This is a genomic window from Borreliella japonica, assembly GCF_030438115.2.
In the GTDB taxonomy this organism is placed as follows: Bacteria; Spirochaetota; Spirochaetia; order Borreliales; family Borreliaceae; genus Borreliella; species Borreliella japonica.
The window spans coordinates 16,404-29,396 of sequence record NZ_CP179499.1; the positions used below are offsets into that span (position 1 = coordinate 16,404).

The following is a 12,993-nucleotide window of genomic DNA, read 5'->3' on the forward strand; positions in this document are numbered from 1 at the left end:
TTAATGAAAAAATAGGAGGTCTATTTTGAGTAGAAGTATTTTTGCAGAAGCAAGCGGCAGTTATAGCGGAGATATATTAGAACTTGCAAGCAATGGTCTTGATCAACTTGTGCCGTACAAGGCGATCAACAAAAATGATCTAAGACAGGGATATTATATTGTAAGAAAATCAAAAGTTGACCACAATGTAACAGCAACTTTTGGGGAACATAGTAATGAAATTGGGAAAAGCACCGTTTTCTTCCAAGAAATGGCTTACAAAATGCACGTATTTGAAACAGTTCAGCGAATTTCACTAAAAGACTTAATGTACGGAACAATAACTGAAGACGAAGTAAAAACTAATCTAGAGCTTGGTCTGATGAAAGATGCGTTTCATTCTATTGTTTTTGGTAAAAAACACATCAATATGGAAGGAATAGCGAATCTTAAGGGTAAGAGCAAAGTTACTGTTGAAACACTGGCTAACGGGTATACTTTGTATGAAAAAGCAACACTTGCAAAACGCGAGTCAGAAAAATACAAAGAAAGAATTGATGGGGTTTACCATCTTTTAGTTCCACATAATTATTCTCATCTATTACTAGAGTTGTACAGCGAACCTCAGTACGTAATAGTCAAAGAGGCACTAAAAAGAGACCACAACATCATCACTTTTGTTTTGAAGGGGCTGAAACACCCTATACTGTACGAACCAAACCCAGAAGTTATGTTTGTTCCAATGTTGCCAGAAATATTCTTCAGAAAATTTGCAGCACCAGATGGTGATTACATTCACTCTTCAATGGAATCAGCGGGAGTAATTCATTTTGAACCCAGAGAAGTTGTCGAAATTGAAGTTACAAAACCTAATGGTAGTTAAGAAAAAAAATGAGTGAACTTGACCACCTTATTATGTGGATAAGTCTTACTAAGATAGAATCTTTACGTATTGAATGCACTAAAGAAGACGGAAGCATTAATATCTCAGATGAAATCAAAGTACAACTTATTGAGGTGTTAAGATATGCTAAGAAAATTTTAGCTTTGTACCATATGGGGGCTGCTTACAATAATTGGCTTATAATTTTGCTTGATGTTCTGTATTTAGAAGTTTTCAATATTAGATGTAAAGGAGATCAAAAAGAGTGTAAGTTCAAGTATCTACTTTCTCAACTTGATTTCCTATTCCCGCGTATTGATTCTTGTCCTTTCCTTTACATTGGTTGATCAAAAGGAGAACAAATGGAAATTGGAGAAAAAATAAGAAAATCTATATTTGATAATGCAAAAAGTTTTGTGGGATTCAAAGTCAGAAAAAATTCGCAAACATTAAAATCACATGTCCCCGGACGATTGTCAAATGTAACAAATATTGATTTAGAAGAAACTTCTTCTGGAGCAAATTTGAAAGTAAAAGTAAACTCACCCCTTTCTGAATTTCTAGACTCAGGACAGGCATATGAAAATAATTCACCAGCTCCAAGTCTAACAAAAATCAAGAGTTGGGCAGCATATAAGGGTATAGAATCTTCAGCAGTACCCATTTGGCTTGCTATTAAGAAGAAAAAACTAAAAAACAAATATGTAAATTGGAAAAAAAATCTAGCAGAAGAGGCTGCAAAATTAATCAAATGAAATTAATCGAAAAATTCATTATTGATCTAAAAAAAAATTTGAAAAATTACTTAGTTGAATGCAAACAAACAACGACAAAAGTATATTACAAATCTGAAATGTTTGCATGCACAACCAAAGATTTACCATCAATTGTCTTTGCGGTAAAGAGCACGGGAGAAATTGTAAATAATTGCAGAAATTATTCGATGCTTTTGTCTCCGAAATTTGTAATTTACACAGAATGCAACATGCGTCCTACTTTGGGTCTTGAGATCGCAAATATAATTGTGTCTTTTCTAATATTGAAATATTCCTTGAGGAATTTCAGCATTGACGATTCCCAAATTGAAGACGAAACTTCTGATGCACGAATGGTAACTTTGGTTGATACAACTTTGTGGATCAGGATGGATGGTAGCGATTATATTAATTGCTGTGGAGGTAAAAATGGCAGTTGAAAAATTAAGAATGCCCGTAGGCGCAGTGCTGGTCGCTGTTAATATTGACAAATTCAAATGGACCTTCAAGGGTTCAGACATCAAAAGCAATAATGAACCTTCTGGAACAGAGCCTACTAATTTAGTTGTAAAAGATTTGAGCTCAAGCATTCAAAAACCTAGCAAATGGAAGTCAATTAGCGAATGCATTTTTAGGGTGAAGAAGATTGATTCTAAGTCAAAACTTGCGACGGATTTGAAATTGAAAGAAGGTAGTATCATATACTACAATAAGGAATTTTCAAAAAAAATATGTGAGAGTTGCGACAATAACGATGAAATTGATGTTTTACTTTTCAAAACATATTGCTTAGGGTATTCATATACTATCAGCTCGACAAAAGCAACAGAAACTCTAAAAACAACTTGCGGCGCAATCACGGCAATTGGAAGAATTCCAGAACAAACTGTTGAGTTTAGCGGCTACTCTCTTAGAGAGACTTCTACTAACAAGGAAGAGCTTTTAGAAACTTATATAGAGAGGTCGCATTTCATAACTCTTGATGTTTCAAAAAAATCTTCTGGCGATGAATACGAACTTGGAAATCGCAATTTACCTAAAAATTACGAGTTTACAGTACTTTTTGTAAATCAAATTGGAAATCAAGACCAAAGAACAAAATTCATGGTAGGAGAAGGGCAGATTGCAACTTACAGTCCAGGCCAAGATTTGAACAACCAAAAAATTGATCTAAAGTGCCAGCTTACACTTACGAAACCGCTAATATCATTTTCGTACGATTATATTCAAGGCGCAACATTTTTTGAAATTTAGGAGGCAAGATGATAGTCAATGTGAATGTGAGCGGTAGGGTAATGTTACCTTATATTCCAGACTACATTAGAAACAGTAAAGAAATTGTAAAAGAAGAAGATAAGGCATTCGTAATTTTACAAGATGTTAACTATGGGTTTGTGGAAAAGCTGAAAGCAAGACAAATCGAACTTTTCAAAAAATTGAATGGGGGGAATAGCAAAAACAATCCTAATGCTATGATTGAGTCAACAAGTGCTCAAATTCAATTCGTAAAAAAAATTTGGAATGAAAATGTAGTAGAATTTGTTGGACTTTACAATCAAGAAGGAGAATTAATTACGAAAGAGATGGTTGAAAAAGATGCTATTTTGTTTCAAGATATGCTTTCAAATCTTGCAATTGAGATTAACTTTTTGGCAGATACTCTAAGGGTTGAGCGTCTTTCAAAAAAGTAGAACTTGCGTTTGCTTATGTTACAAAAAAAGATCATTATGACCAAGTGCTCAAATATGCGGACCGACTCGATTCAGAATTGCTAATAGATATGAAAAAGGAACTTACTTGGATCAAACATAATGAAGACGCAATTCTACATTTACTCAATCAGGCATTACTTTCAAGAAATATTGGAAGTTTGCCTTATAGTGGCGGCCTTTTTGAGCAAAATTACTGGTTTGTGTTAATTCTTAACGAACTGAACCTTTACATCAAAAATCTTGAAAGCGAGAGCATGAGAAAATGAACCTTGACGAAATAATCATTCCATTATCAATGTCAATCAAAAACAATGAAAAACTGGACGCAATAGCAGAAACGCTAAAAAAAATTGCAGAACAAAAATTTGCAAGTCTAGATGATTTGAAGTCAAAATTAGAAAAATCTGCTAAATCTGGATCCAATCTAGAGAAAGCGCTAAACAAAAGTTCGCAGAATGCTAGTAAAAACTTCAAATCTCTTGCAGATTCTGTTGATTCTGTAAATTCTAAAGCTGGCGGCATGAAAAGTATAGGCAAAGTTCTAAAAAGTGTTGGAAAAGGCTTAGGAAATGTAAAGAATTTGGCAAACAAAACCGGTGAAGCATTCAACCAAATGTTGGCAGCTTTTGCCCCAATTATTATAGCTGTAAAGGCTCTACAAGCAATTGGCTCTACAATAAGTGGAATTTTTGATGGTGCCATGGATGCTCTTGATGAATTCAACGAAGAAGTGTCAACGTTTTCTGACATGCTTGGAAACGAAGACCTTGGAAAATCTTTAGCAGAATCCATGAGGGCTTTTGGCGATGAAACTCTTTTTACTAGAGATGCTATTGCTAATGCTACTAAAACAATGCTTTCTTACGGTGCAACTGCAAGTGAAGTTGAAGAAAGAATTAGAATGTTTGGAGAGGCAGCTGGTGGAAGTAGCGAGGGGCTTGAGAAATTAGCAGAAGTATATTCTCGTGTAGAATCTAGTAATCAAGTAAATTTAGAAGATTTGTATGCGCTTCGTGACGCTGGTGTTGATATTGCAGACATTTTAGCAGAAGAAGCTGGTTTAGCTGGAGAGGCATTATATAAGGCGGCGAGCGATGGACAAATAGGATTCGAAGCCTTAAATAAGGCTCTTTCTAAGGCTACTAGCGAAGGTGGTAAATTTTACGGAAACACCGCTAAAGAAGCAAAAACTTTAGCCCAAGCTCAACAACAAACTGCTAAAATGAGCGAAAAGCTTTTCTTAGATATTGGGAAAGCTTTAGAGCCAATGATGATTGGATTTGAAAAAGTAAAACAATTCATGATAAAAGGAATTTTGGAACCTTTGACAAAAGTCACCTCTGCGGTTATTTACCTGATTAACAAACTTACAGAACTTGTGGTATATGTTACTGGAAAGCTTGTGGAGGGTTTCAAGATTGCGTTTGACCCAATCATCAAATTGATCCAAAAAGTAGTAGATTTGACAGTCAAAGCCTGGGAAGGCTTTAAAAAATTTGTAGGGCTTTCCAAAAAACCCGAAAAAGAAAAAGATGAAAAAGACACTCCCAGCTCCGAACCCAAAAGAGATAAGAAAGTTGACCCAAATGCAAAAACCGATTACAACAAACAAATGGAGCAGGACTATAAGAAATTGCAAGACGAAATATTTTTTGCCCAAAGGGAAATTTACAGTAAAGTCGGCGTGGAGCGAGAAAAAGCCTTAAGGAATCTTGAAAAAACTATCAAAACCAAAAATCAAAAATTTCTAAAGACGTACTCCAAGAGTTTTGACGAGTTATCGGAGGAGAACAAGAAAATTTTAGTCGGAGTTGAAAAAGCAGTAAACGAATTCAATAACTCTAACTATGATTTTGTGAATGAGTACCAAGAATTACTAAAAGAAAAAGAAAGTCGTGAAAGAGAAATACTACTAACGCTACCCCATGCAGATCAAGAAAGCGCGTTACAGAAACTAAATGATGAAATTAACGAAAAAAACAAAGAGTTTGTGGAAAAATATGGAAAAAGCTTCACAACTCTGAACGAATCTAACAGGAAAATTGTAGCCGCACTCGAAAAACAAGTTAATGAATATAGTAATGCTGCATTGGATCGATCTTTTGTCCAGGCTCAAAAAGCTCTACAAAAAAAAATACTAGCCTTGGAGTGGGAAACAATGCTACTCCCAGCAAAAGAAAGAAAAAGTGCTGAAGAAAAGATGGCGTCCCAAATTCAAGCAATGTACAAAAAATTCGTAGATGATCACAAAGACAAATTCGACAAACTAAGTGAAACCAACCAAAACGCTCTAAAACAAATGGCCGAGAAAGCTAAAGATACGGCAAAAAGCTTGTATGACAAACTCTTAGAAAACATAGACAAATTAACGGAATTTTCAGGCAAAATTTTGAATCAGGAAGTGGGAGAAAAAGCCGGCGCTGAAGGCATTGATTATGCTGCAGACAGCGCAATGAAAGGTGTAGTTGATTTTGGTAAAAATGCGTTGAAAGCTGGTGCAGCAGCCCTTGGTGGACCTTTGGGTCAAGCTATTGCAGAAATTGTCATACAAATCGGAGAGTTCCTATGGGGCTGGTTCAAGGGTGCCGAAAAGGCCAGAATTAAAAAAATTGAGGAACAACGGGACAAAGATTTAGAAGAACTTGAAAAACGAAGCGAAGTTGAACTTAAAAAGCTTGAAGATCGTTTTGATGCAGAAATTGCAATGAGAAAAGAAAAATTGAGTGAATTAGATGATGAATACTCTAAAGAAATAGAATTTCTAAAACAAGCACAAAGTAAAGGACAAATATCCGGTGAAGAATTTCAAAAAAGATTACACGACGTACAAACGGAATACAAAACAAAAAAAGATATAGAAACTACCAAACTTACTAAAGCTGAAGAGAGTAAGAAAATAGAATTGGAGCGCAAAAAGAAACTTTCCAACCTAGAGTCCGAAAGAATCAAAGCACAGGCCGAAGTTGATAAGGTAGAGACTAGTAATTGGTATGCAGCCAAGGCGTCCGATCGTGAAAAGACGGAGAAAATTTTAGACGAAATACTAAAAAGAATTGCAACAGTAAAATCAGCCGGCTCCATTGAAGAAATAAAACTTGCCAGTGGCGGTGCACGATTTATTTCGAATAGACCGACATATATGCCAAACTCAGGTGTAATGTCTAGTGAATTTGGTCAACCCGAATTAGTAAGAATCACTCCTGCACCAATAGATGAAAATCTACGCAAACTTGAAGCCAAAATCATTGCAGAAGAAATTGCCAAATTACAAAAAAGCGAGAATAGAACAATTGTCCAAAATTTCAATTACAACTTTAATGGGGATGTGCTTGATGCTGAAAAACTAGTTAGAATGCTAAAATCAAAAGAACATCTAATGGGATTTAGAATGGCAGAGTAGAAAAAAATGTAAAAAAAATTTTCAAACTACTTTGTATTTTACAATTACTAGTATATAATTATTGATGTTGAAAGTTAGTAATTTATTACTGAACTTTCAACACCTTGAAAGAGACCATTAGCTTTTGCTAGTGGTCTCTTTCTTATATTAGAATATTTACTTTTTCATGGAAATTGTGTATTATGAACATAATTATAAATACAGTTAGGAGTCTAGAATGAAAACAACCAATCTTAAAATTCAAATCAATTTAAATCCATTAAAAAAATATCAAATCAGATATTACAAAATATTGTCAATACTTAAGTATTTTCAAAAAAATACTATTAAATACAATCAAAAAGTTATTTTAAATAAATTAAATTATTTTCTAGCTCAAGATGGACTAAAAGTGGTTACACTAAGAACCCTTAGAAAAGATTTAACTTGGTTATGTAGTAAACGTATTATTAAAAAAACATTATTAAGACTGGGTGAGGGAAATGGTTCATATATAAGATATTCAGTCAATAAATATAGTAATAATAATTTAAATTGTGTGCTTCAAGATAAGCAAAATACTATTGAACATGATGCTAACGCAATATATAAATTTACAAAAGAAACACAAAAAAAATACTTAAAAAACAAAGGAGCTAAAACCTCTAATCTGAAAAATGCAACTAAAAATGTCAGTCATATTATAAATAATAAACAATATATAAATAATAAAGAAAAAATCTTACACAAAACAAAAAATGAAGATTCTAATTTCATGAGTTTAAAAATAAAAAACTTATTGAAATATAAAAACATAAATTTTTTAGATAAAATGAAAGAAAATTTCAATAAAAAAAATTATTTATACAAAAGAATAAAAACAAAAGAATGGTTAGAAAGAATCAAAAATCAAATAAATAATGATAGGTAAGGGGTTTGCGATTAAAATATGAATCAAGCATTAGAAAATTTAAAATCCAAAAAAAAGGAAATTGAATTGTTAACAGAGAAAAACAATATCTTCATTAGAAAAGAAAAAATAAACAACAAAACATTATATCATACAAGAATATTTAGAGATTTTTTCACATTTGGTCTAAATCAAAGAAAAGAAAATAAATTTTTTATTACACTAAGAAGCTTATTTGATAAAAATAAAAAAAACGGTTTCCATTTGTTTGGAATTGAAGAAAGTATTAATGATGAATTTTTAGGAATGTTTTATGGATTTAAAAGATTAACAAGGCCAATTTTTTTCAGATATGAAGACATTATTACAAAAACTGTCAAAATTATACCTATGTATAAAATCCATTACATAGAATTCAGATTTAAGAAAGGAAGTGTTTTTTGTTATATAAAAGCAATTCATGCTTTAACAAAAAAAGAAAAATTTAAAAAAAAATATGCGCAAAGCTTACTAGAAAGAATAATTAATTTAGAGCACAAGGTGTATAGATTCTACAATAAAAATTTGTCAAACGGAGGCATTATAACCAAATGGATAGCAAAAAACCAGAAATAATTAGTATTGCAAATATTAAAGGAGGTGTTGGCAAAAGTGTCTTAACTATCATATTTAGCTTTATTTTAAAAAGCTTTGATAAAAAAGTTTTACTTGTAGATTTTGATCCCCAAAATAGTTTGACCAGTTATTTTTTTAAGTATATAAAAAGTTTAAGCAAAAATAATGTTTATTCTTTTTTGAAAGAAGACTCTAATTCTAATTTAGATAAATATTTGACCAAAATACATGACAATGTATATCTCATTCCTTCTCATCCTAGTTTACATCTTTTTAATAAAGAGAATACTTCTTATAAAGAGCTTTTTTTAAAGCACAGGTTAGAAAGGGTATTGCCCAATTATAATTTTAATTATGTGATAATTGACACCCCACCCAATTTAGATTCGCTTTTAGATAATGCTCTTAATATTACAAATAAGCTTATTATTCCCATTCAAGTTGAAAGATTTTCTGTTGAAAGCTTGTCTATCTTGATGAAATATATTGAGAAAGTTTCAATGTATCTAGATAAAGATATTGATATATCCATAATTGAAAATCAATTCATGAAAAACAGAAATACTTTTAAAAGTATAGAAAATTCAATTAAGGATAAATATGGCAAATATATTAAAGGAAAAGTTCATTTTTATAATAAAGTGAAGGTTTTTACAAACAATTTACAAGAGCCTGATATTAAAGAACCTTATTATCAAGAATGTCTAGAAGCCTTGAATAATATATTAGCCATTTAATTTTATTTTTGGCCGTTTGTTCGCTTGCGAACAAACGGTATTTAGCATTTAGTAGTTCACAGGAGGTTTTAGACGTGTCTAAAGATTTAATCATTTTGAATGATAGAGAAGAAGGATTGATGGGTATTTCTGAGGAAGAAGAGTATGAAAACTATAAGCATGCTTTAAAAAAGAGTATGGTTAATGATATTGAAAATAAAATTAAAATAATGGAAATATTGTATAACATAAAAAGCAAAAAACTTTATCGTATTGACGGGCATGTAAGTTTCAAGTCTTTTATTGAAGAATTTTTAATTGCCAGGACCCAAGCCTATTTATATTTAAAAATATATGAACAGGTTTTAAAAGGAAATCTAAGTATAAAAGAAATTAGAGACAAGGGAATGATAGAAATTTATAGAAATATAAAATCAAAAGAGGTCGTCGATAAAAAGTCAATACAAAATTCAATAAAACCATTAAGATTTCAGCTTAAAAGAAAAGATAGTTATGATTTTTATAAAAGTAATGCTAAATTTACGGGGTATCTCTTAGACAAGATTTTTTCTAGCGATAAAGATTATTTAAATCAGATATTTAAAGAGTATTCTGATTTAAATTTAAAAAAACAAATCAAATCACATAGGTAATTACTTGCAAAATTTAAGCAATTTTTGTACAATTATTAGTGGTTGTATTTTAGTACAATCCTGATTGTCAATTTAAAACCTAGTAATAGGTTTTGTTGATCGCTTTTAAATTTAAAGTTCTCAACAAAGCCTATTTAAAGGAAGTTGATAGTTTAGCTCTTTGCAATGTCCAAATTGACTTAAATTCTGCGTATAGTAATTTTTTTAGAGAAATTAAAAAAGGAAATAGAACGAATGGATTTCCTAAATATAAAAGTAAAAAATAGACAAACCTATAGAACTAATAATCAAAAAAACTCTATAAGAATAGAAAATGATTATATAAAGATACCTAAAATAGGATTTGTAAAATTGGCGTTACATAGAAATATTAAGAGCAATGAAGTTGTTAAAAATGTAGTAGTAGAAAAAGATACTGATGATAAATATTATATTTCAGTAGCAGTTGAGTGCTTGGATGTTAAAAATAATGAAAAACTAAAGACAATAAAAAAGAGGTAGTTGGTATTGATATGAGCATGAGGCACTTTTTAGTAAGTAGCGAGGGTGAGAAAATCAATCATCCTAAATATTTACTAAAAAATGAAAGTAAGCTTAAGAAATATCAAAGAAAACTATCAAAAAAACAAAAGGGTTCTAGAAATAGGGCTAAATCTAGATTAAGAGTTGCCAAGTTGCATAGGAAAATTTCAAATCAAAGAAAAGATTTTTTACATAAATTATCTTATTATTTTGTAGCTAATTACAAAAATATAGTAATAGAAAACTTATCAATTAAAGGTATGCAAAAAGGAATGTTTGGCAAAAGTGTTAATGATTTAGGATGGTATGAGTTTGTAAGACAATTATCATATAAATCAGAGTGGTATGGATCCCACTTGCATAAAGCAGATAGATATTTCCCATTAAGTAAGCTATGCAACAATTGCGGTATTAAAAATACAACTCTAAAATTAAGTGATACTAGGTGGACTTGTAGTGGCTGCAATACTTTGCATGATAGGGATATAAATGCGGCTCTAAATCTTAAAAATTATTACAAAGAAATAAAAACTAAGGCAGTTCCTGCCTTAAGTTAAGCTTGTGGGCCATGCTCTAGTGGATGATCGTTCTTTTAGAACCTAAAAAGCTATCATGGGATGAAACAAGAAGCTATTTCTATAATCTTTGATTTAGAAATAGTAGTTCACGTGTGGGAGATGGATTTTTTTTCTAAAATACCATTTGAGTTGCTTGAATGTTCTAAGTCGATTTTAACAATTCTTGAGAAAAGATAAAATTGGTATAAGTTTATATATTTGTAGATTGTTTTAGCAGCAAGGTGGAGAAGGAGTATATATGAGGATTTTGGTTGGTGTTTGCATAATAACATTAGTTTTATTGGGTTGTTATTTGCCTGATAAGCAGGAACAAGCTTTTCAAACTTTTTTTGAGAATTCACAACAAAGTAGTGATATGGATTCTGATGAGATTGTTACTGAAGGCATATTTGCTAATTTAAAATTATATGAGGCTGAGCATCATATGTTGATTGATATAAAAAATACCATAATTAGCTTAAAAGATCCTAATTATAGAGCTGCACCTCCAGTGGGTAACGACTATAATGAGGAGTATTTTAATAAATTCTTTTTAGATTTAGGTTCTGATCGATCTAAAGAATTGATTAAGTTTTTTGGTAGGGTAAAAAATGAGCGGAATGATAGATTTGAACGTGGAGTTTCTTGGCTATATTCATGCATAAGGGAGTTATATTTTCCAGATATTAAGTATTCCGGTGAAAGCGAATATGAATATTATGGTAATGGGAATGAGGTTGTTATGCCTAGGCCTACTATTGACGAACAATATTTCAAAGTGAAGGAAAGAATAGAACAGTAGGCTGATTGTATAATAGCTTAAGAGAAAGTTGCCCGTTTGGGGCATTTGCAATTATGGAGGTCTAAAGAAACTCTCCTTAATAAGAGAATTTCTTTAGACTTTAATGGAATGTTCTTTTCTATTTAATAACTTTTTTTAAACGACAGCTGGAATCCGTTTATTCCAATATCAAAATTGGGTTCAAAACCCGCAAGGGAAATGCTGAGTTTTTTTCTAAGATCTGCGTTGTATTTATTTGCAAATGTAAATGGAATAATAAGTCCGGTTATGTGGGATACAGCAATTGTGAGGTACCCTATTCCCACAATTGCTGCTCCAGCTATTGCTTGCCCCTGTCCGGTTGCTGTACCAGTAATAATATACCCACTTAATAGAAATATTCCGCCCAATGCTTGAGTTCCAATCAATGCGCTACCACCAATATAATCTCCTTGTACAAAGGACCCTATTCCTAAACTAAAAAAGAAATTCAAAAGGAATGGCGCAAGCACGGTGGCTTTTTCGCTTTCATATTTCAAAGTAGTTGCAATATCCCCAACACCTTTTCCAACTGTATCTTCTGACGCAAAGATTTGTATTGTTAAACTAAAAATTAATATTAAAATGAAGATTTTTTTCATATTAATATTACCTCCTAATAATTAAGTTTTGATAATTTAATTATTAGCTCAATTTTGTCTTTTTATGTGTGGTTATGTGTGGGAGATGGATTTTTTTTCTAAAATACCATTTGAGTTGCTTGAATGTTCTAAGTCGATTTTAACAATTCTTGAGAAAAGATAAAATTGGTATAAGTTTATATATTTGTAGATTGTTTTAGCAGCAAGGTGGAGAAGGAGTATATATGAGGATTTTGGTTGGTGTTTGCATAATAACATTAGCTTTATTGGGTTGTTATTTGCCTGATAAGCAGGAACAAGCTTTTCAAACTTTTTTTGAGAATTCACAACAAAGTAGTGATATGGATTCTGATGAGATTGTTACTGAAGGCATATTTGCTAATTTAAAATTATATGAGGCTGAGCATCGTTTGTTGATTGATATAAAAGAGACTCTACACACTTTAAGTAGTTTGAAAAATGGTACTCGAGAAATCCCTCCATTGACTGACTATAATGAGGAGTATTTTAATAAATTCTTTTTAGATTTAGGTTCTGATCGATCTAAAGAATTGATTAAGTTGTTTGGTAGGGTAAAAAATGAGCGGAATGATAGATTTGAACGTGGAGTTTTTTGGCTATATTCATGCATAAGGGAGTTATATTCTCCAGATATTAAGTATTCTGGTGAAGACGGGTATGAATATTGGTATGGCGGGAGGGAATTTTTTATACCTAGGTCTACTATTGATGAACAATATTTAAAAGTTAAATACTATTTAAAAAGTGAAGAAAGTAATAGGACAGTAGGTTTAAAATGATTTTTGGTTATTAATGTAATGGAGTCAGTTTTTAGGTTAAAGATATTTGAATCTTTTAAGGTTAGCTTTTATACTAAAAAAATATAATAT

General features: G+C 31.4%; 16 protein-coding genes and 1 pseudogene. 16 read left to right on the plus strand and 1 reads right to left on the minus strand.

Features of this window, described 5'->3' with window-relative positions:
- Nucleotides 1–25: 25 nt before the first annotated feature.
- The 15 genes and pseudogenes from QIA21_RS05385 (at nt 26) to QIA21_RS05455 (ending at nt 11,483) form a co-directional block, all read left to right on the plus strand.
- On the plus strand, nt 26–862 hold the full coding sequence (locus QIA21_RS05385) for a hypothetical protein (RefSeq protein ID WP_418905587.1): 837 nt from the start codon (nt 26–28) through the stop codon (nt 860–862).
- Nucleotides 863–870: 8 nt separating this feature from the next.
- A complete protein-coding gene (locus QIA21_RS05390) occupies nt 871–1,209 on the plus strand; it encodes a hypothetical protein (RefSeq protein WP_418905588.1) in 339 nt (112 codons plus the stop codon).
- Nucleotides 1,210–1,224: 15 nt separating this feature from the next.
- Nucleotides 1,225–1,617: a hypothetical protein gene (locus tag QIA21_RS05395; RefSeq protein ID WP_418905589.1), complete on the plus strand. Its 393-nt coding sequence runs from the start codon at nt 1,225–1,227 to the stop codon at nt 1,615–1,617.
- Nucleotides 1,618–1,805: 188 nt separating this feature from the next.
- The gene (locus QIA21_RS05400; RefSeq protein WP_233709246.1) at nt 1,806–2,057 is read left to right on the plus strand and encodes a hypothetical protein; all 252 of its coding nucleotides are present in this window, start codon (nt 1,806–1,808) and stop codon (nt 2,055–2,057) included.
- On the plus strand, nt 2,047–2,871 hold the full coding sequence (locus QIA21_RS05405; protein WP_418905590.1) for a hypothetical protein: 825 nt from the start codon (nt 2,047–2,049) through the stop codon (nt 2,869–2,871). The genes QIA21_RS05400 and QIA21_RS05405 overlap by 11 nt, the downstream gene beginning before the upstream one ends.
- Before the next feature lie 8 nt (nt 2,872–2,879).
- A complete protein-coding gene (locus tag QIA21_RS05410) occupies nt 2,880–3,308 on the plus strand; it encodes a hypothetical protein (RefSeq protein WP_418905591.1) in 429 nt (142 codons plus the stop codon).
- A 44-nt stretch (nt 3,309–3,352) separates the two neighbouring features.
- The gene (locus QIA21_RS05415) at nt 3,353–3,595 is read left to right on the plus strand and encodes a hypothetical protein (protein WP_418905592.1); all 243 of its coding nucleotides are present in this window, start codon (nt 3,353–3,355) and stop codon (nt 3,593–3,595) included.
- A complete protein-coding gene (locus QIA21_RS05420) occupies nt 3,592–6,729 on the plus strand; it encodes a tape measure protein (protein ID WP_418905593.1) in 3,138 nt (1,045 codons plus the stop codon). Before QIA21_RS05415 ends, QIA21_RS05420 begins: the two co-directional genes overlap by 4 nt.
- A gap of 217 nt (nt 6,730–6,946) precedes the next feature.
- Nucleotides 6,947–7,639, plus strand: a complete 693-nt coding sequence (locus QIA21_RS05425) for a plasmid maintenance protein (RefSeq protein WP_418905594.1) — start codon at nt 6,947–6,949, stop codon at nt 7,637–7,639.
- 18 nt (nt 7,640–7,657) lie between these two features.
- Nucleotides 7,658–8,233, plus strand: coding sequence for a DUF226 domain-containing protein (locus QIA21_RS05430; RefSeq protein ID WP_418905595.1), 576 nt, complete (start codon nt 7,658–7,660; stop codon nt 8,231–8,233).
- The gene (locus QIA21_RS05435; protein WP_418905596.1) at nt 8,209–8,970 is read left to right on the plus strand and encodes a ParA family protein; all 762 of its coding nucleotides are present in this window, start codon (nt 8,209–8,211) and stop codon (nt 8,968–8,970) included. Before QIA21_RS05430 ends, QIA21_RS05435 begins: the two co-directional genes overlap by 25 nt.
- A gap of 74 nt (nt 8,971–9,044) precedes the next feature.
- A complete protein-coding gene (locus QIA21_RS05440; protein ID WP_418905597.1) occupies nt 9,045–9,602 on the plus strand; it encodes a chromosome replication/partitioning protein in 558 nt (185 codons plus the stop codon).
- Nucleotides 9,603–9,733: 131 nt separating this feature from the next.
- A pseudogene (locus QIA21_RS05445) lies at nt 9,734–10,681 on the plus strand (RNA-guided endonuclease InsQ/TnpB family protein); the annotation flags it as partial.
- Between the two features lie 60 nt (nt 10,682–10,741).
- Nucleotides 10,742–10,879 carry a hypothetical protein gene (locus QIA21_RS05450; protein ID WP_418905598.1) on the plus strand — a complete coding sequence of 46 codons (138 nt, stop codon included), beginning with the start codon at nt 10,742–10,744 and terminating at the stop codon, nt 10,877–10,879.
- Between the two features lie 61 nt (nt 10,880–10,940).
- The gene (locus QIA21_RS05455; protein WP_418905599.1) at nt 10,941–11,483 is read left to right on the plus strand and encodes a P52 family lipoprotein; all 543 of its coding nucleotides are present in this window, start codon (nt 10,941–10,943) and stop codon (nt 11,481–11,483) included.
- 122 nt (nt 11,484–11,605) lie between these two features.
- Here QIA21_RS05455 and QIA21_RS05460 read toward each other — a convergent pair whose 3' ends face one another.
- On the minus strand, nt 11,606–12,103 hold the full coding sequence (locus tag QIA21_RS05460) for a P13 family porin (RefSeq protein WP_418905600.1): 498 nt from the start codon (nt 12,101–12,103) through the stop codon (nt 11,606–11,608).
- Between the two features lie 224 nt (nt 12,104–12,327).
- Here QIA21_RS05460 and QIA21_RS05465 point away from each other — a divergent pair, with 224 nt between their 5' ends.
- Nucleotides 12,328–12,903, plus strand: a complete 576-nt coding sequence (locus QIA21_RS05465; protein WP_418905601.1) for a P52 family lipoprotein — start codon at nt 12,328–12,330, stop codon at nt 12,901–12,903.
- Nucleotides 12,904–12,993 lie beyond the last annotated feature (90 nt).